An 18517-nucleotide genomic window follows, 5' to 3' on the forward strand; every position below is an offset into this window, starting at 1 on the left:
CCCGCCAACCGTGAAGGGGCGTAGCTCAACTGGCAGAGCAGCGGTCTCCAAAACCGCAGGTTGCAGGTTCAAGTCCTGTCGCCCCTGCTGACGGCGAACGCCCGGCGGCGATATCGGCGAATCGTCCTTGGGAGCAGCCGGACCGGAAGGATTCGTGCAAAGGTGGACACTGGAGGGTGACCGCTGGACGAGGCGAACGAAGGAGCATGCGGTGAGCGACGAGCGCGACGGTGCCGACGCCGCCCGCGATGGCAGCACGGGGGAGATCCGCGAGGGTGGTCAAACGGCCGTGGTGACGCGGCCACAGCGCCCCACCGGTAAGCGCACCCGCCAGCGGACCCGGGCGGACGGTGCTGACGGCCCGGGGCCGTCGGCCGCGGTCGACGTTTCCAAGAACGGTGCCGGCACCACGACCCGGACGGCCGAGAAGGCTAAAAAACCAGCGCGCCCGTCGGTTAACCCGATAGCCTTCGTCTATAACTACCTGAGCCAGGTCGTCGCCGAAATGCGCAAGGTGATCTGGCCCAACCGCAAGCAGATGATCACGTACACCTCGGTGGTCCTGGTGTTCCTGGCGTTCATGGTGGCGTTGATCGGCCTGGCGGATTTTGGCCTCGCCAAGCTGGTGATGCTGGTGTTCGGGTGAGGCGCGCAGGCTAAGGGAGGACGAGAGCTGTGACTACCTTCGAGGACGATACCCGCGCGGGGCAGGCGGTCGAGGTGTCGGAGACCGGCCCGGATGTGGTGGTCGACGCGGGTGGGGAGGCTGCAACCGAGTCGAGCGCCGGGCCGGCCGAAGAACTCGACCCGGCGGCCGCCCTGAAGGCCGAGCTGGCCAAAAAGCCGGGTAAATGGTATGTCATCCATTCCTACGCGGGCTACGAGAACAAGGTGAAAGCCAACCTCGAGACCCGCGTACAAAACCTGGATGTCGGCGACTATATCTTCCAGGTGGAGGTGCCCACCGAGGAAGTCACCGAGATCAAAAACGGCCAGCGCAAGCTGGTTAACCGCAAAGTGCTGCCCGGCTACATCCTGGTGCGCATGGATTTGACCGACGAGTCATGGGCTGCGGTGCGCAACACCCCCGGTGTCACCGGGTTCGTCGGTGCGACTTCGCGTCCGTCGCCGCTGTCGCTGGATGACGTGGTGAAGTTCCTGCTCCCGCAGGGGCAGGCGAGAAAGACCGCCAAGGGCGCCGCCGCCACTGCTGCGGCCACCGCTGAGGGTGGGCTGGAACGCCCGGTCGTCGAAGTCGACTACGAGGTGGGTGAGTCGGTCACCGTCATGGACGGACCGTTTGCGACCTTGCCGGCCACGATCAGCGAGGTCAACGCCGAGCAGCAGAAGCTCAAGGTGTTGGTGTCCATCTTCGGCCGGGAAACACCCGTGGAGCTCACCTTTAGCCAGGTCGCGAAAATCTAGTCGCATCCGCCGTGCTCCGGCTCGCCGGTGTGTCGGCACGCAGAGAGGGAAGGAACACCACAGCCGATGCCCCCGAAGAAAAAGAAAAAGGTCGTTGGGCTGGTCAAGCTGCAGATTGAGGCGGGTCAGGCCAATCCCGCACCGCCGGTCGGCCCGGCGCTCGGTCAGCATGGCGTCAATATCATGGAGTTTTGCAAGGCGTACAACGCCGCGACCGAAAGCCAGCGCGGCAATGTCATCCCGGTGGAGATCACCGTCTACGAAGATCGCAGCTTCACCTTTGCGCTTAAGACCCCGCCCGCCGCCAAGTTGCTGCTGAAGGCCGCGGGTGTGCCCAAGGGTTCGGCCGACCCGAGCCGGACCAAGGTCGCCAAGGTCAGCTGGGATCAGGTTCGCGAGATCGCCCAGACCAAGATGGCCGATCTCAACGCCAACGACATCGACGCCGCTGCGAAAATTATCGCCGGGACGGCTCGCTCGATGGGCATTGCCGTCGAGTAGCCCCGGACAACTTAAACCCGTGGGAGGGCCAGCTTCGGCCCGCACCGTCACCACAGCCAACGCAGATTGGAAGCAGAGAAGCAGATGAGTAAGAAGAGCAAGGCATATCGGGCGGCCGCCGAGAAGGTCGACCGCACCAAGCTCTACACCCCGCTGGAAGCGGCCAGGCTGGCCAAAGAGACGTCGTCGAAGAATCAAGACGCCACCGTGGAAGTGGCCGTCCGGCTCGGTGTCGACCCGCGTAAAGCCGATCAGATGGTCCGCGGCACGGTCAATCTGCCGCACGGCACCGGCAAGACCGCCCGCGTTGCGGTGTTCGCGGTGGGCGAGAAGGCCGCCGAAGCCGAGGCCGCCGGGGCCGATGCCGTGGGCAGTGACGACCTGATCGAGAAGATCCAGGGGGGCTGGCTGGAGTTCGATGCCGCCATCGCCACACCCGATCAGATGGCCAAAGTGGGCCGGGTCGCCCGGGTGCTGGGCCCGCGCGGCCTGATGCCCAACCCTAAGACCGGCACCGTCACCACCGACGTCGCCAAAGCCATCGCCGACATCAAGGGCGGCAAGATCAACTTCCGGGTCGACAAGCAGGCTAATCTGCACTTCGTCATCGGAAAAGCCTCATTCGACGAGAAGCGCCTCGCGGAGAACTACGGCGCCGCGCTCGACGAGATCCTGCGGCTCAAGCCGTCGACGTCAAAGGGGCGCTACCTGAAGAAGGTCACCATATCGACGACGACCGGTCCGGGTATTCCGGTCGACCCGTCGATCACCCGCCACTTCGCGGAGGCGTAGGGCAAGGCGCCGGTGGCGCCGCAGGCCGCAGCCGACCATCGAGCCCGGAGGCGTAGGGCAAGGCGCCGGTGGCGCCGCAGGCCGCAGCCGACCATCGAGCCCGGAGGCGTAGGGCAAGGCGCCGGTGGCGCCGCAGGCCGCACTTTCGCGCTGAGTTAGCCGCCGCACTCGGCGATGCGGCGCCGCAGAAACGCCCGTGCCGGCTCAGAACCGCTGACCGACAGCGCCTGCCGGTACCAGGGCAGCGCCTCGGCGGGCCGACCGTCACGGCGAAGCAGGTCGGCGCGGATCGACGGCACCAGGCTTGAGCGAGCCAACCGCGGGTCATCGACCACTGCGTCCAACGCGGCCAGACCGGCCGCGTAGCCGTCCCGAAATCCAACGGCCAGAGCCCGATTGGCGCGCACCACCGGTGAGGAGGTGATTTCCAGCAATCGGTCGTAGGCCGCGCAGATGGCCGACCAGTCGGTTTGTTCCCACGACGGCGCAGTCGCGTGCAGGGCGGCGATCACCGCCTGTGGCAGGTAGGGACCGGTCGATCCTGCGGCCAGCGCCAGCTGCTGCAGGCCGCGGGCGATGCGGCCACGGTCCCACCCGCGACGGTCTTGCTCCTCGAGCGGCACCAACGCGCCGGCAGCGTCCACCCGGGTCGCCCGCCGCGAATCGTGCAGCAGCACCAGGGCTGCCAGCGCGTGCGCCTCCAGTGCATCCGGCATCAGCCCACACAACTCGTCCGCAAGCCGAACCCCCTCGTCGCAGAGTTCGTCACGGATCGCCGACGGACCCGCCGTCGACCAGTAACCCTCGGTGAACACCGAGTAGATGCAACTGAGCACGTGCGGTGTGCGCTCGGGCAGCAGCTCGGCCGGAGGCACCCGCAGCGGGATGTTGGCGCGGCGGATCTTGTTTTTGGCCCGGGTGATTCGCTGGGCGACCGCGGCCTCGGTCTGCAGCATTGCGCGGGCGATCTCGGTGACGGTTAACCCGGATACCAGCCTCAGTGTGAGCGCCAGCTGCGACGCCCGGTCCAGCGCCGGATGCGCGCAGGTGAACATCATCCGCAGCTCGTCGTCGCGAACCGGATGCGGCTCGGAGTGGTCGGTGCGCATCCGGATATCGTCGAGATAGCCCTTCAAGGCGGCTAATTCCTTCCCGGGACGGATGGATTCGCGTCGCAGCCGATCGCGGGCGCGGTTGCGCGCAACCGTCACCAGCCACCCACCGGGATGTTCGGGTATCCCGTCGCGGGGCCAGGTGCGCAGCGCATCGGCGCAGGCTTCCTGGACGGCGTCCTCGGCGACGGTGAGGTCCCCGGACCACCGGGCGATCGCGGCCACGGCCGGTCCCCATTCCCGCCGGAAGACGCCGTCCAGGTCGGCCACGTTCTACAGGCCGGAGACTCCCGCCAGCTGGCGTAGCTGTACCGCGGTGGCGGGGATCATCGCGGCCAGTTTGACGGCCTCGTCGCGGTCGGCGGCGGCCAGCAGATAGAAGCCGGTGGCGATCTCGGCCCCTTCCGCGTAGGGTCCATCGGTCAACAGCAGCTGGCCGTCGCGGACGCGGACCGTGGTCGCCGTCGTCGGCTCGTGTAGTGGGGCGCCGCCGATAATGTGATCGCTTGCGGCAGTGGCGAATTCGCCGTGTCGTGCCGCCTCTGCCTGCCACTCCGGGGTGCCGGGGGCAAGGGCCGATCCCGGCGGCTCCAGCAGCAGCGCCAGCCACTGGCCGCCGGCGCGCGACCAATCGGGATCGAAGGGGTGGTAGATGGGCCGGACTTCGATAACACCGTGGCTGGCGGCCGGGATGTCGCGGGCCAGCGCCAGCGCTTCGTCGAGGTTTTCGGCCTCGAACACGTAGTACCCGCAGGCGACCTCCGCGGCCTCCGCGAACGGACCGTCGGTGACGGTCGGCGCGTTCGGCCCGCCGGTGATGCGCACGCCGGTCGCCGCAGGCGCCAGCGCGTCCCCGGCGCGGATCGCCGAGCCAGCCTTGGCGTGGAACTGCTGGTAGGCGGTCATCGTGGCGGCCCGCTCGTCGGGCGTGAGATCCCGCTCCGTGCTGATCAACAGGGCGAAATACTGCATTGTGGTCACCTCCGGGGTAGTAAGCGGGACCTGCTGCCCCACTCTCTACCTGTCCGACGAACAGCGCGCCAGCGATCCGACAAAGTCTCGGTGAGCAGCCACAAAAGCCCCCAATTCGAGCGCCAAATGGGCTCTTTTGCGTCTGCTCGGCGATCTTTACGCGACGGCACCCGGCTTGAGGTAGGTGACCAAAGAGCAGTCGAGGGCTTCGTAGGCAAAGTAGTCCCGACAGCCGCGCAGGTATTTCAGGTACCGGTGATAGACCTCTTCGGAGGTGATCTCGATGGCCTTGTCCTTGTTGGCCTCCAGCGCATCACCCCAGATCGTCAGGGTCTTGACGTAGTGCGGCCGCAGCGACAGTGGTTCGGGGACGATAAAGCCGGCTTTCTCGCCGTGCGAGATCATCATCTCGGTGCTGGGAAGGCGACCGCCCGGGAATATCTCGGTGACGATGAACTTGATGAATCGTGCGGTCTCAAAGGTGATTTTCTTGCCACGGGCGTGCAGGTCATATGGGTGGTAACTGACGCTGCTTTGAACCGTCATCCGCCCGTCGTCGGGCAATATAGCGAAACAATTCTTGAAAAAATCGTCGTAGTTTTCGAAACCGAAGTGCTCGAAGGCCTCGATGGAGACGATCCGGTCGACGGGTTCGCTGAACTGGTCCCAGCCACACCGCAGCACCCGGTGTGATCGATCGGTGTCGATCGCGTCGAGCACCTGCCGGGAGCGGGCCAGCTGGTTTTTCGACAAGGTCAGACCGATCACGTTGACGTCGTACTTTTCGATGGCCCGCTTCATGGTGGAACCCCAGCCGCAGCCGATGTCCAACAGCGTCATGCCCGGCCGCAGGTCCAGTTTGTCCAGGTTCAGGTCGATCTTGGCGATCTGGGCCTCTTCGAGGGTCATGCCATCGTGTTCGAAATAGGCGCAGCTGTAGGTGCGGCTCGGATCCTGGAATAGCCCGAAGAAATCGTCGGATAAATCGTAATGCGCCTCAATGTCTTCGCAGCGTGTCCGAAGCCGCGCGGTGGTGCTGGGGGTGTCAGACATTGTCGTTGTCATTCTCCTGGATGCTCGGCGGCTACGCACCACGAGTTGCCACTGATATGTAACCCTACCCAACGGTGTTCCGGCGGGTGCCGGCATGACACGGAATACCCGAGAAGCGAAGCCGGAACTACTTTTCCAGCGTGAATTGGTTGACGTCTATGTAACCAATTCGAAAACCCTTGGCGCAGCCGGTCAGGTACTTCATATATCGCTCGTAGACCTCTTCGGACTGGATCGCGACGGCCTCGCTCCGGTGTGCCTTTAGGGCGGCAGCCCAGTGGTCGAGGGTCATGGCGTAGTGCGGCTGCAGCGACTGCATGCGGGTCAGCGTAAAACCCGCTTTAGCCGAGTGCTCCCGCACCTTCTCGATCGACGGCAGCCGCCCCCCGGGGAAGATCTCGGTGAGGATGAACTTCATGAAGCGGGCCAACTCGAAGGTCAACGGCAGGCCACGTTCGACCATCTGCGGCCCGGTCAGCCCGGTGATCGTGTGCAGCAGCAGCACCCCGTCGTGGGGCATGATGCGGTAGGCCATGGCAAAGAAGTCGTCGTAGCGGTCGTGTCCGAAGTGCTCGAACGCGCCGATGGAGACGATCCGGTCCACGGGCTCGTCGAACTGTTCCCAGCCCGCCAGCAGCACCCGCCTGCTGCGCGGGCTGTCCATCTCGTCAAACATCTTCTGCACGTGGGCGGCCTGGTTCTTGGACAATGTCAGGCCGACGACGTTCACGTCATATCGCTCGATCGCGCGACGCATCGTGCCCCCCCACCCGCACCCGACATCCAACAGCGTCATGCCCGGTTGCAGACCCAGTTTTCCCAACGCCAGGTCCATCTTGGCGATCTGGGCCTCTTGCAGGGTCATGTCCGCGCGCTCGAAGTACGCGCAACTGTACGTCAGGGTGGGGTCCAGGAACAGCCGAAAGAAGTCGTCGGATAAGTCGTAGTGGGCCTGCACATCCTCGAAGTGCGGCCGCAGCTTCTCGGCCATGACTGTCGCACGCCTTTCCGGGGTCTAGGGCCCGTCGGTGGGTCGACGAGGGCCCCGCGAAACCACTCTGATCCACCCCAACGGGCGTTGCAGGCATGCTAGCCGATTCCGCCCAAGCCGCCTAACCTAACCGCGAAGGCCCACGCGGCGAGCGCGTTTTACGCCACTACTTGTGCAGCGTGAACTGGTGGACGTTGGTATACCCGTCGGCAAACAAGCTCCCACAGCCGGTGAGGTACTTCACATAGCGGTCATAGACCTCCTGCGACTGCGCCGCGAGGGCCTGGTCGCGGTGCGCCTGCAACGCGTCGGCCCACAGCGACAGGGTCCGCGGGTAGTGCTGCCCGAGCTCCTGCACCCCGGTCACGGTGAACCCGGCCCGGGTGGCGTGCTCGATGACCATGGCCACCGTCGGCAGCTGACCACCGGGGAAGATCTCGGTGCAAATGAACCGAACGAAGCGGGCCATCCCCAAGGTCAGCGGCAGGCCGCGGCTGTTGCATTCGTCCTGGGTGATCGCGGTGATGGTGTGCAGCAGCATCGACCCGTCCTCGGGTAGCGCGCGGTAGGCCATCGTGAAGAAATCGGGATAGCGCTCGTGGCGGAAATGCTCGAATGCGCCGATGGACACGATCCGGTCGACCGGCTCGTCGAATTCTTCCCAGCCCTGCAACCGCACGTCGACGTGGCGCGTCGTCGCGATCTCGGCCAGCTTCGCCTCGGCGTATTCGCGCTGACGTTCACTAAGCGTGAGCCCGATGACGTTGACGTCGTGGTTCTGGAGCGCCCGCTGCATCCCGCCGCCCCACCCGCAGCCGATGTCCAGCAGCGTCATCCCCGGCTGAAGCCCCAGTTTTCCCAGCGCCAGATCGAACTTGGCGTTTTGGGCCTCGTCGAGGGTCATGTCGGGGCGCTCGAAATACCCGCAGGTGTAGCCCATCGTGGGCCCCAAGAACAGCTCGAAGAACTCGTTGGAAATGTCGTAGATCGACTGCAGTAACGCGTAGCGCGGCTCTAATTTGGACACGCTGGGCAATCGTTCCGTACGCGGCGGCCGCGATCAAGCGACGACCCCAACGGGGTGCTCGGGCGGCGTGGGCGCCGGTGACGTCACCCCTCGGCGAAATTCCTCTTCAGCTCGCCGATGACCAGATCCCAGAGTTGCTCGGGCAGCTCGTGGCCCATGCCGTCGAGCAGCAGCAGGCGGGCGCCGCGGATGGCACGTGCCACCGCCCGTCCACCGGAGGGCCGCATCAGCTTGTCGGCGCGGCCGTGGATCACCACGGTCGGGGCGGTGATGCGCCGGTCATAGCGCACCAGACTGCCGCTGCCCAGGATGGCGCTGAAGTGCCGCGCTATCCCCCACGGGTAGTAGCTGCGCCGGTAGCTTTCGATCGCCTCCGCGCGGATCCGCTCCTCCGGAGCGGGGTAGCCGGGACTGCCGATGATCCGACTGACCCGCACGGCGTTGTCGACGATCACCTGCACCGGCGAGCCGGGCGGTGGCCCTTTGAGCAGCGCGAGCAGGGCGCGTGGTGCCGGCGGCGGCAGCAAAGGCCGGTTGTTGCTGGAGAAAATCACCGCCAGCGAGCGGGTCCGCTCGGCAAACCGCGCCGCGAAGATCTGCGCGATCATGCCGCCCATCGACGCCCCGACGACGTGCGCGCGGTCGATCCCGAGGTGCTCCAGCAGCGCCGCGGCGTCGTCGGCCATGTGCTCCAGGGTGTAGACCGATCGGCTGGGGATTCCCAGCCAGAACTTGATCAGCCGGGGAACCAGCGGTCCGCTGCGGTGCCGCCGATCGGTCTTGCCGGACAGGCCGACGTCCCGATTGTCGTACCGGATGACGCGCAGCCCCTGGGCGACGAGCTTTTCACAAAAGCCGGTGCGCCACAGCAGCAGCTGCGCCCCCAGCCCCATGATCAGCAGCACCGCCGGGTGGTTGGGGTCGCCCATGTCCTCGTAATAGATCTCCAGATCACCCGACCGCGCGGTGCCGGATCGCACCACGAGGGACCCGCTGGTGTCCGGCCGTGGGTCATCGCCCATGGGAGACACCGGCATCGGGGTTGTACTCGCGGCTGACCTCGACCATGAAGTTGGCGAAGTAGCCGGTGAGCTGCGGGTCGGACATCATCTGCCACGTCGGGGCCAGCAGCTTCAGGTAGCGCTCGACGTAGAGGAACTGCTTGCCGATCAGCACCAGCTCACGGGGCAGCTTGACGTCATAGGCGTCGGCCAGCGCCGAGAGCTGCCTGCCGATCTCCACGTACGACATGTCGCCGAGGGTCTTCATGGTCAGCGGGGTGGCGAAGGCCTCCAGGTCCTTGGCGGCCTGCGCCTGCGGGCGCGTGGTACCGACCGCACCCATCAGCACCACGATCTTGCCCGCAGCGGCGTGGTCCTTCTTCACCAGCAGCGCATACACCAGCTCGCGCAGCAGCCAGCGGGTGCGGGGGTCGATGCGGCCCATGATGCCGAAGTCGAAGAACACGATCTTGCCGTCGGCGTCGATGTAGATGTTTCCGGCGTGCAGGTCGCCGTGGAACAGGCCATGGCGCAGCCCGCCCTCGAAGAGGCTGAACAGCAGCGCCTTGACCAGCTTGGTGCCGTCGAACCCGGCCTTGCGGATCTCGGAGACGTTGTCGATGCGGATGCCGTGCACCCGCTCCATGGTCAGTACCCGCTCACTGGTGTAGTCCCAGTACACCTGCGGCACCCGGATGTCGCGACCCAGCGGGGAGGCGTTCATGTGCGCCACCCAGGCTTCCATCGACTGCGCCTCCAGGCGAAAGTCCAGCTCCTCGGCCAGGTTGTCGGCGAAATCCGCGACCACGTCTTGGGCCGAGAGCCGACGGCCCAGCTTGGCCAACTCGACCAGCTGGGCGAACCGTTTGAGGATCTGCAGGTCCGCGGCGACCCGGCGGCGGATGCCCGGCCGCTGAATTTTGACGACGACCTCTTCCCCGCTGCGCAGCGTGGCGTAATGCACCTGGGCGATCGACGCCGACGCGAACGGCTCCTCCTCGAAAGTGGCAAACAGCTCCGAGGGATCGCTGCCGAGCTCCTCGGCGACGAGTCTGCGCACTTCGGTGGGTTTGGCGGGCGGAACCGCGTCCAGCAGGCCGCGGAACTCCCGGGACAGCGACTCCCCGAACGCGCCGGGGCTGGAGGCGATGATCTGGCCGAACTTGACGTAGGTGGGTCCCAGGTCGGCGAAGGTGTGCGGCAGCTCCTTGATCACCTTGTATTGCCAGGGGCCGCGAGCGGGGAGCTTGCTCAGGACGCGGCCTGCGGTGCGGGTGAGCTGCCACCCCGTCACTGCGATCCGGGCCGCCTCGACCGGCAAGGACACCCGGCCCAGCTTGGCCGCCTCGCGGTGTTTGGTGGAACTCATCCCAGCAGTGTGCCAAATCGGTGCCGTGGGCTCCCAATGCGCGGCCGCCGGGCCCGGTGCGCCCGGCCGCCGCGCCGCCGGGTGCCGATCCGGCTGCCCGACGGCGAAAACAACCGTAGGGTGCGGTAATGCAGGTGATCTCCGCGGAGTCGACCGAGCTTTTCGTGGGGCCGCCGGACGCGCCGCAGCAGCTGGCCCGGGTCACCTACACCGGGTGCGCGCGGCCCACGCCGGTTCGGGTCCGCGGCCCCGGCCTGACCGGGGAAGCGGTGGCGCCCCCGGGGGACGGCGCCGTGGAGATCCCGGTCACCGTCGCGGACCCGCTGGTCGGTGAGTGCCGGCCCGCGGAGGTGCACGCCGGCGGCGCCGGCACGCCGTTCCCGTTCACCGTGGCCGAACCCGGTTGGACGGTGTTCATGATCAGCCACTTTCACTACGACCCGGTGTGGTGGAACACCCAGGGCGCCTACACCAGCGAATGGCGCGCGGACCCGCCGGGGCCGGCCCGCCAGGTCAACGGCTTTGAACTGGTGCGCGCGCATCTGCACCGGGCGCGCCGCGAGCCCGAGTACAAGTTCGTGCTGGCCGAGGTGGACTACCTCAAGCCTTACTGGGACACCCATCCCGAGGACCGCGCCGAACTGCGCCGGCTCATCGAAGACGGCCGCGTTGAGGTGCTGGGAGGCACCTACAACGAACCCAGCACCAACCTCGTCGGCCCGGAGACGACGATCCGTAACCTGGTGTGTGGCATGGGTTTTCAGCGCGACGTGCTGGGCGCGGAGCCCGCCACCGCCTGGCAGCTGGACGTGTTCGGCCACGACCCGCAGTTCCCCGGTATGGCCGCCGACGCCGGGTTGACGTCGAGTTCCTGGGCCCGCGGCCCGCACCACCAGTGGGGTCCGATGGCCGGCGGCGTGGCGCGGATGCAGTTTTCCAGCGAATTCGAATGGATCGCCCCGTCGGGGCGCGGTTTGCTGACCCACTACATGCCGGCGCACTATTCGGCGGGCTGGTGGCTGGACTCGTCGGCCTCGCTGGCCGAGGCCGAGCAGGCCGTTTATCGGCTCTACCGGGAGCTCAAAAAGGTGGCGCTGACCCGCAACGTGCTGTTGCCGGTCGGCACCGACTTCACGCCGCCCAACAACTGGGTGACCGCTATCCATCGGGATTGGGGCGCGCGCTACACCTGGCCGAAGTTCGTGTGCGCGCTGCCGCGGGAGTTTTTCGCCGCGGTGCGCGCCGAGCTGGCGGCGCGCGGGCGGCGACCATCGCCGCAAACCCGGGACATGAACCCCGTCTACACCGGTAAGGACGTGTCGTTCATCGACACCAAGCAAGCCGCCCGGGCCGCCGAACACACCCTGCTGGAGGCGGAGCGCTTCGCGGTATTCGCCGGGTTGTTGGCCGGCGCCGACTACCCGCAGGCCGCGCTGGCCAAGGCCTGGGTGCAGCTGGCCTACGGCGCGCACCACGACGCCGTCACCGGCTCGGAATCCGACCAGGTCTACCTTGATCTGCTCACTGGTTGGCGCGACGCCTGGGAACTCGGCCGCGCCGTCCGGGACAACGCCGTGGCGTTGCTCTCCGATGTGGTGGCCGGCGACCGGCACCCCACAGCGGTGGTGTGGAACCCGCTGGCGCACCGGCGCAGCGACATCGTGACCGCCCGGCTGCCGGGCGGTGGCGGGGTGCGGGTGATCGACCACGACGGCGTCGAGGTGCCGGCCCAGGTCGAGCACGACGGACGCACGGTCCGCTGGCTGGCGCGCGACGTGCCGTCGCTGGGATGGCGGGCCTACCGGCTGGTGGCCGGGGCGGGGGCCGGCTGGGAGCCGATTGGCGGACACGAGATCGCCAACGAGCGCTACCGGCTGGCCGTCGACCCGGCTCGCGGCGGCGGGGTGTGCGCCCTGCACGCGGACGGGCACCAGCTGATCGCCGCCGGCCGGGTGGGCAACGAGCTCGCGCTCTACGAGGAATATCCGGAACATCCCGTCTCCGGGGAAGGCCCCTGGCAGCTGGCGCCCAAAGGGCCGGTCATCCGCTCCTCGGAAACACCCGCCGAAGTGCGTGCCTACACCGGCCCGCTGGGTCAGCGGCTGGTCGTCCGCGGCCGGATCGGCACACTGGCCCGCTATACCCAAACGCTCACGCTGTGGCACGGCGTGGCCCGGGTGGACTGTCGCACCCGGATCGACGAGTTCACCGCCGCGGACTGCGTGCTGCGGCTGCGTTGGCCGTGCCCGGTGCCGGGCGCCCTGCCCGTCAGTGAGGTGGGCGACGCGGTCGTCGGGCGCGGCTTCGCGTTGTGGCACGACCAGAAGACCGGCCGGTGCGTGGACGCCGCCCGGCACCCGTGGACGCTGGACAACCCCGCCTACGGCTGGTTCGGGCTGTCCTCGGCCGCGCGGGTGCGTGTCGGCGCGGGCGTGCGCGCGGTGTCGGTGGCCGAGGTGGTGGTGCCGAGCGAGTCGATGTCTCATCGCCTGGCGCGCGACCTGATGGTCGCGTTGGTCCGCTCCGGGGTCACCGCCACCTGTGGCAGCGCCGACAAGCCCCGCTACGGCGACCTCGAGGTCGACTCCAACCTGCCGGATTTGCGGATCGCGCTGGGCGGACCGGGTCAGAACGTGTTCACCGCGACCGTGCTGGCCGAGGCCGACCCGGTGTACACCGCCGAACTCGACCGGCAGCTGGCCGCGACCGGGCAGGCCCGGGTCTGGGTGCCGGCGGCGTCGCCGCTGACGGTGACCTGGGTGCCCGGCGCCGACCTGCGTCACCCGCGCGCGCTTCCGGTGCTGGTGATCGCGACCCGCGACGGGGCGCGGTTAGACGCGGCGATCGCGTCGCTCGCCGACGACCTCGCCGACGCGGAGATCACCGTCACCCAACGGGCCCCCTCGGGGCTGGGTCCCTTCGGTGGGCGGACGGTGGCGTTACTCAACCGCGGAACGCCGGGCTGTGCCGTCGACCCGGACGGCACCCTGCACATCGCGCTCCTGCGGTCCTGCACGGGCTGGCCGTCCGGGGTCTGGATCGACGAGCCGCGTCGCGTCGCGCCCGACGGCGGGGGCTTTCAGCTGCAGCATTGGACCCACACCTTCGACTATGCGCTGATTTGCGGTGCGGGCGACTGGCGGCGCGCGGAGGTCCCGGCCCGCAGCGCGGAGTTCTCCCACCCGCTCATCGCCGTGATTGCGCGACGGCCCGCCGGCACCCTGGCGGCGGTGGGTTCGCTGCTGCGTGTCGAGCCGGCCGGCACGGTGCGGGTGGGCGCTCTCAAGGCGGCCGGCAACCCGCTAGCGCGCGGCAGCGCTCCGCGGGCGGATCCGGGCGCGGTGGCAATCCGCCTGGTCGAGACCACCGGTGTCGACACCGACGTGGCCCTCGACTCCCCGCTCGGCGCGGTGCGCGACGTGCACCACGCTAGCCTGCTCGAACAGCCCCGGCAGCGCGCGCGACGGGTCGCGCTGCGCGGCTTCCAGATCGCCACCCTGCTGGCCCGGCTCGACGTGCCCGAAGCGCTGGCGGGCCCGGCGGACCGGGGCGGCGCGCTGGCGCCCGAAGCCGAGGCCGCGCAGCCGCTCTACGCGCGCTATTGGCTGCACAACCGCGGGCCCGCCCCGCTCGGCGGCTTGCCGGCCGTCGCCCACCTGCACCCCCGGTGGATAACCGCGCAACCGGGCGGCACCGTGGCGCTGCGGCTGACCGCCGCCAGCGACTGCACCGATCGGGCGCTGAACGGCGTCATCGGGCTGCTCTGCCCGGGCGGCTGGACGGCCACGCCCCCCGCCGTACCGGTCACGCTGCGGCCCGGTGACCACCTGGAGGCCGACGTGGTGGTGACGGTCCCGGCGGCCGGGCAGGCAGGGCTGTATCCGGTGCGGGCTCAGCTGCGCCTCACCGGCAGCGAAGTGCCGTCGGCGTGGCGGCAGGTGGTCGAGGATGTGTGCACCGTGGCCGTCGGTGCGGTCGGGGAGGACCGGCTGCTCTATCTCGTCGACGGGCCGGCCGACGTCGACCTCGCGGCCGGCGACTCGGCGCGCCTGTCCGTCACGGTCGGCACCCACGCCCGCGCCGACCTGGCGCTGGAGGCGCACCTGATCAGCCCGTGGGGAACCTGGGAGTGGATCGGCCCAGCGGCACGCGGGGCCGTGCTGCCCGCTCGCAGCAGTGTCGAGCTGGGCTTCGACGTGACCCCGCCGGTGGGCCTGGAACCCGGTCAGTGGTGGGCCCTGGTGCGGATCGGCTGCGCGGGCCGGCTGGTTTACTCACCCGCGGTGAAGGTGACCGTGCGATGAGCATTCGGACGGCCCCGCCAACCCAGCGACGCCTCCACCGCTGACCCGGCCATGCTGACCCTCGCTTTGGACATCGGCGGCACCAAGATCGCCGCCGGGCTGGTCGAGCCCGGCGGCGTCCTGGTGCACAGCACTCGCCACCCGACGCCGAATACCCTTGACGCGGAGGAGGTTTGGGCAGCGGTGGCAGAAGCCGCCAGCGACGCGCTGCGGGCCGCCGGCGGCAGAGTCCGGGCGGTGGGCATTGCCTCAGCCGGCCCCATCGACCGCCGGGCAGGCACCGTCAGCCCGATCAACATCGCGAGCTGGCGCGGTTTTCCGTTGCGGGACCGGGTCGCGGCGGTGGTGCCGGGGGTGCCGGTCCGGCTGGGTGGCGACGGCATCTGCATGGCCTTCGGCGAGCATCGGCACGGCGCCGGTCGGGGCGCCCGCTTCCTGCTGGGCATGGTGGTCTCTACCGGGGTGGGTGGCGGACTGGTGCTCGACGGCGCCGTCTACCACGGTCGAAGCGGCAACGCCGGTCACGTCGGTCACGTCGTGGTCGACCCCGACGGCCAGCCGTGCGCATGCGGGGGCCGCGGCTGTGTCGAGACGGTCGCCGCCGGCCCGTCGATGGTGCGATGGGCGCGGGCCAATGGCTGGGCCGGGTCACCCGGCGCGGGGGCCAGGGAGCTGGCCGCCGCGGCGGCGGCCGGTGATCCGGTGGCCCGGCAGGCATTTTGTCGTGGTGCGGCTGCGCTCGCGGTGGCGATCGCCTCGGTGGCGGCGGTGTGCGACATCGATCTTGTCGTCATAGGCGGTGGTGTCGCCGACTCCGGCGGGGTGCTCTTCGAGCCGCTGCGGGCGGCATTGCCCACGTACGCCGGCCTGGATTATCTGGCCGGCCTGCGGGTGGTGCCGGCGGAACTCGGTGATGATGCCGGGCTGATCGGCGCGGCCGCCCTCGCCGGGCTCCGTTGAGCGCTCTGGGTCACGCTTGACACATCCGTCACGGGATTCACCAGAGGTCGGGGTGCTCTTTTGCCCACCTACGAGCGATTGTCGGGCTTCGGCCCGCGGCGTCGGCAGCCGTTAGTTAGTGGATCTGGCGTTCGCTACGGCGCGCGGCAGGCGGGCGCCTCGATCGGGTTCGAGGTCATCGCGGGGCTGGTCGAAGAGGTGCATCGTGAGTATGACGTCAACGTGTAATCGCTCATAGGCGGGCAAATTGGACCGTGACCCGCACGGTGATTCGGGTGGCGGCTGCGGCGCCGAGCCGCACCGTGTTTTGGCTGATCGCGGGGCCCACGCTATTGTTGTTGACGATCCACCGAAGACCGTTGGCCACCGAGAAATCGGTCGAAGGCCCGGGAGTGCCCCGGCGGCCCACGCAGGAGGACGAGGCATAAACCGTCGGCACCCGCCGACGTCCGCCCCGATCGCGTCCTGCGGCGGGGCGTTTGTCGTTCCCGGGCCCGGCCGCGAACGGCAAGTCGCCGGAACTGCGAGGAGGGCGTGCATGGGCCGGGCTGAAAAGGCCGCCACCGTGGCAGAGATCGCCGAACGGTTCAAGGCCGCTACGGCGACCGTGATCACCGACTACCGCGGTCTGACGGTGGCTGACCTGGCCGAGCTGCGCCGGTCGCTGGGCGGGTCGGCCAGCTACACCGTGGCCAAGAACACGCTGATCCGCCGGGCTGCCGCGGAGGCCGGGATCGAGGGGCTCGACGAGTTGTTCGTGGGCCCGACGGCGATCGCGTTTGTCAGCGGTGAGCCGGTGTCGGCGGCCAAAGCCATCAAGACCTTTGCCAAAGACCACAAGGCGCTGGTTATCAAGGGCGGTTACCTGGACGGCCACCCGTTGACCGTCGCCGATGTCGAGCGCATAGCCGACCTGGAGTCGCGGGAGGTGTTGCTGGCGAAACTGGCCGGGGCGATGAAGGGCAACCTCGCCAAGGCGGCCGCGCTGTTCAATGCCCCGGCATCGCGGCTGGCCCGGTTGCTGGCCGCGCTGCAGGAGAAAAAGGCAGCGGCGGCGGAATCCGCCCCGGCCGCTTCGGAAGACTCCGCCACGACACCGCCGGCGCCCGCCGAAACCGCATAACCCCCTATCGATCGATCAGGAAGGATCCACCCATGGCCAAACTCTCTACCGACGAGCTGCTGGACGCGTTCAAGGACATGACTTTGTTGGAGCTCTCCGAGTTCGTCAAGAAGTTCGAGGAGACCTTCGAGGTCACCGCCGCCGTCCCGGTCGCGGCGGCGGTGGCGGCCCCGGGCACGGCGCCGGAGGCCGGCGAGGAGGCCGAGGAGCAGACCGAGTTCGACGTCATCCTCGAGGCCCCCGGCGAGAAAAAGATCGGCGTCATCAAGGTGGTGCGGGAGATCGTCTCGGGCCTGGGCCTCAAGGAGGCCAAGGACTTGGTCGACAGCGCGCCCAAGCCGGTGCTGGAGAAGGTCGCCAAGGAGGCGGCCCAGGAGGCTAAGACGAAACTCGAGGCCGCCGGCGCCACCGTCACCGTCAAGTAGGCTGACCGAAAAGCGTGGACCGTCCCGGTGCGGCCAGGCAAGCATGGCCCCCGACGTCGCTGTGCGCTACAGTGACTCATGCCACAAGCGGGGCGGGTAGTGTGAGCAACGTCGGAGGAAGGATTTCGCATGGGCACCGCTATCCACGTTGAGGGGCTGACCAAGTCCTTCGGATCCCAGCGGATCTGGGAAGACGTCACGCTCGATATCCCGGCGGGTGAGGTCAGTGTCCTCCTGGGGCCGTCGGGCACCGGCAAATCGGTGTTCTTGAAGTCACTGATCGGTCTGCTGCGCCCGGAACGCGGTTCGGTGATCATCGAGGGCACCGACATCACCCAGTGCACGGCCAAGGAACTCTACGAGATCCGCACGCTGTTCGGCGTGATGTTCCAGGACGGCGCGCTGTTCGGGTCGATGAACATCTACGACAACACCGCGTTCCCGCTGCGCGAGCACACCAAGAAAACCGAACACGAGATCCGTGACATCGTCATGGAGAAGCTGGAGCTGGTCGGGCTGGCCGGTGACGAGAAGAAGTTCCCCGGCGAGATCTCCGGTGGTATGCGCAAACGCGCCGGCCTGGCCCGCTCGCTGGTGCTCGACCCGCAGATCATCCTCTGCGACGAGCCCGACTCGGGCCTGGATCCGGTGCGCACCGCGTATCTCAGCCAGCTGCTCATCGACATCAACGCCCAGATCGACGCCACCATCTTGATCGTCACGCACAACATCAACATCGCCCGCACGGTACCGGACAACATCGGCATGCTGTTCCGTCGCAGGCTGGTGATGTTCGGTCCCCGCGAGGTGCTGCTGACCAGCGACGAGCCCGTCGTGCGGCAGTTCCTCAACGGGCGCCGCGTCGGCCCGATCGGCATGTCCGAGGAAAAAGACGAGGCCACCATGGCCGAGGAGCAGGCCCACCTGGAGGCCGGCCACCACGACGGCGGTGTCGAGGAGATCGAGGGCGTGCCGCCGCAGATCACCGCCACCCCGGGCATGCCGGAGCGCAGAGCCGTCGCCCGGCGGCGGGCCCGGGTGCGCGAGATCCTGCACACCCTGCCCAGGAAGGCGCAGGAAGCGATCCTCGACGACCTGGAGGGCACCCACAAGTATGTGGGGCACGCCTTCGCCGACGAGGTCGGGCGCCATCACGGCGCCGATGAGGCACCCACCGCCGTCATCCGCACCCAGCGGGAGAACTGACGGCCGCCGCGCCCGCCCACCGGGGGAGCCGTCGACGATAACATTGTGCGTTGACCTCTTGACGGACGGGCGCAAACGGGTCAGTCTGTTGGTCAGCATTGGTGCACGAGACGGCCGAGACGCTAGCCGGCGCGGGTCCTGGTGGCACGACAGTTGAGGATTGCGCAGTCCTGCGCTATCGTTGGACGTTGCGCTGGCTACCTCTTGCCCACCTCACCCGCCACTTGACATCGTGGTCTTCTTCTGAGCCCCGCTT

Annotated in this window: 16 protein-coding genes and 1 tRNA gene; 10 read left to right on the forward strand and 7 right to left on the reverse strand. The window is 68.2% G+C overall.

The window, feature by feature from the left end; translation table 11 throughout:
• Nucleotides 1–14: 14 nt before the first annotated feature.
• The 5 genes from QJR12_RS10065 (at nucleotide 15) to rplA (ending at nucleotide 2718) form a co-directional block, all read left to right on the forward strand.
• Nucleotides 15–87, forward strand: a tRNA-Trp gene (locus QJR12_RS10065).
• A gap of 124 nt (nucleotides 88–211) precedes the next feature.
• The gene (gene secE, locus QJR12_RS10070) at nucleotides 212–646 is read left to right on the forward strand and encodes a preprotein translocase subunit SecE (protein ID WP_300581464.1); all 435 of its coding nucleotides are present in this window, start codon (nucleotides 212–214) and stop codon (nucleotides 644–646) included.
• A gap of 29 nt (nucleotides 647–675) precedes the next feature.
• Nucleotides 676–1425, forward strand: a complete 750-nt coding sequence (nusG, locus tag QJR12_RS10075) for a transcription termination/antitermination protein NusG (protein ID WP_300581467.1) — start codon at nucleotides 676–678, stop codon at nucleotides 1423–1425.
• 66 nt (nucleotides 1426–1491) lie between these two features.
• Nucleotides 1492–1926, forward strand: a complete 435-nt coding sequence (gene rplK / locus QJR12_RS10080) for a 50S ribosomal protein L11 (RefSeq protein ID WP_300581470.1) — start codon at nucleotides 1492–1494, stop codon at nucleotides 1924–1926.
• Between the two features lie 84 nt (nucleotides 1927–2010).
• A complete protein-coding gene (rplA, locus tag QJR12_RS10085; RefSeq protein ID WP_300581472.1) occupies nucleotides 2011–2718 on the forward strand; it encodes a 50S ribosomal protein L1 in 708 nt (235 codons plus the stop codon).
• A gap of 155 nt (nucleotides 2719–2873) precedes the next feature.
• Here the strand turns inward: rplA and QJR12_RS10090 are convergent, their stop codons facing one another.
• The 7 genes from QJR12_RS10090 to QJR12_RS10120 all read right to left on the reverse strand — a co-directional run bounded on the left by QJR12_RS10090 (nucleotide 2874) and on the right by QJR12_RS10120 (nucleotide 10243).
• A complete protein-coding gene (locus QJR12_RS10090; protein WP_300581475.1) occupies nucleotides 2874–4100 on the reverse strand; it encodes a sigma-70 family RNA polymerase sigma factor in 1227 nt (408 codons plus the stop codon).
• A 3-nt stretch (nucleotides 4101–4103) separates the two neighbouring features.
• The gene (locus QJR12_RS10095) at nucleotides 4104–4802 is read right to left on the reverse strand and encodes a YciI family protein (RefSeq protein WP_300581478.1); all 699 of its coding nucleotides are present in this window, start codon (nucleotides 4800–4802) and stop codon (nucleotides 4104–4106) included.
• Between the two features lie 156 nt (nucleotides 4803–4958).
• Nucleotides 4959–5867 carry a cyclopropane mycolic acid synthase family methyltransferase gene (locus QJR12_RS10100; protein WP_300581480.1) on the reverse strand — a complete coding sequence of 303 codons (909 nt, stop codon included), beginning with the start codon at nucleotides 5865–5867 and terminating at the stop codon, nucleotides 4959–4961.
• A gap of 115 nt (nucleotides 5868–5982) precedes the next feature.
• Complete coding sequence (gene mmaA2, locus QJR12_RS10105; protein WP_300581482.1) at nucleotides 5983–6846, reverse strand: cyclopropane mycolic acid synthase MmaA2; 864 nt, start codon at nucleotides 6844–6846, stop codon at nucleotides 5983–5985.
• Nucleotides 6847–7012: 166 nt separating this feature from the next.
• A complete protein-coding gene (locus QJR12_RS10110) occupies nucleotides 7013–7873 on the reverse strand; it encodes a cyclopropane mycolic acid synthase family methyltransferase (RefSeq protein WP_300581485.1) in 861 nt (286 codons plus the stop codon).
• 83 nt (nucleotides 7874–7956) lie between these two features.
• Nucleotides 7957–8895 carry an alpha/beta hydrolase gene (locus QJR12_RS10115; protein WP_300581488.1) on the reverse strand — a complete coding sequence of 313 codons (939 nt, stop codon included), beginning with the start codon at nucleotides 8893–8895 and terminating at the stop codon, nucleotides 7957–7959.
• Nucleotides 8885–10243: an AarF/ABC1/UbiB kinase family protein gene (locus QJR12_RS10120; protein ID WP_300581509.1), complete on the reverse strand. Its 1359-nt coding sequence runs from the start codon at nucleotides 10241–10243 to the stop codon at nucleotides 8885–8887. Before QJR12_RS10120 ends, QJR12_RS10115 begins: the two co-directional genes overlap by 11 nt.
• A gap of 128 nt (nucleotides 10244–10371) precedes the next feature.
• On the opposite strand from QJR12_RS10120, the gene QJR12_RS10125 reads away from it, so the two are divergent.
• From QJR12_RS10125 to QJR12_RS10145, 5 genes are all read left to right on the forward strand, one after another.
• Nucleotides 10372–14547 carry an NEW3 domain-containing protein gene (locus QJR12_RS10125; protein ID WP_300581512.1) on the forward strand — a complete coding sequence of 1392 codons (4176 nt, stop codon included), beginning with the start codon at nucleotides 10372–10374 and terminating at the stop codon, nucleotides 14545–14547.
• A 51-nt stretch (nucleotides 14548–14598) separates the two neighbouring features.
• A complete protein-coding gene (locus QJR12_RS10130) occupies nucleotides 14599–15507 on the forward strand; it encodes an ROK family protein (protein ID WP_300581514.1) in 909 nt (302 codons plus the stop codon).
• A 538-nt stretch (nucleotides 15508–16045) separates the two neighbouring features.
• On the forward strand, nucleotides 16046–16630 hold the full coding sequence (gene rplJ, locus QJR12_RS10135) for a 50S ribosomal protein L10 (protein WP_300581516.1): 585 nt from the start codon (nucleotides 16046–16048) through the stop codon (nucleotides 16628–16630).
• A gap of 32 nt (nucleotides 16631–16662) precedes the next feature.
• The gene (gene rplL / locus QJR12_RS10140) at nucleotides 16663–17055 is read left to right on the forward strand and encodes a 50S ribosomal protein L7/L12 (RefSeq protein WP_300581518.1); all 393 of its coding nucleotides are present in this window, start codon (nucleotides 16663–16665) and stop codon (nucleotides 17053–17055) included.
• Nucleotides 17056–17184: 129 nt separating this feature from the next.
• Nucleotides 17185–18261 carry an ABC transporter ATP-binding protein gene (locus QJR12_RS10145; RefSeq protein WP_300581520.1) on the forward strand — a complete coding sequence of 359 codons (1077 nt, stop codon included), beginning with the start codon at nucleotides 17185–17187 and terminating at the stop codon, nucleotides 18259–18261.
• Nucleotides 18262–18517: the final 256 nt, after the last annotated feature.

Origin of the sequence: Mycobacterium sp. (genome assembly GCF_029961025.1) — a bacterium.
Taxonomy (GTDB): domain Bacteria; phylum Actinomycetota; class Actinomycetes; order Mycobacteriales; family Mycobacteriaceae; genus Mycobacterium.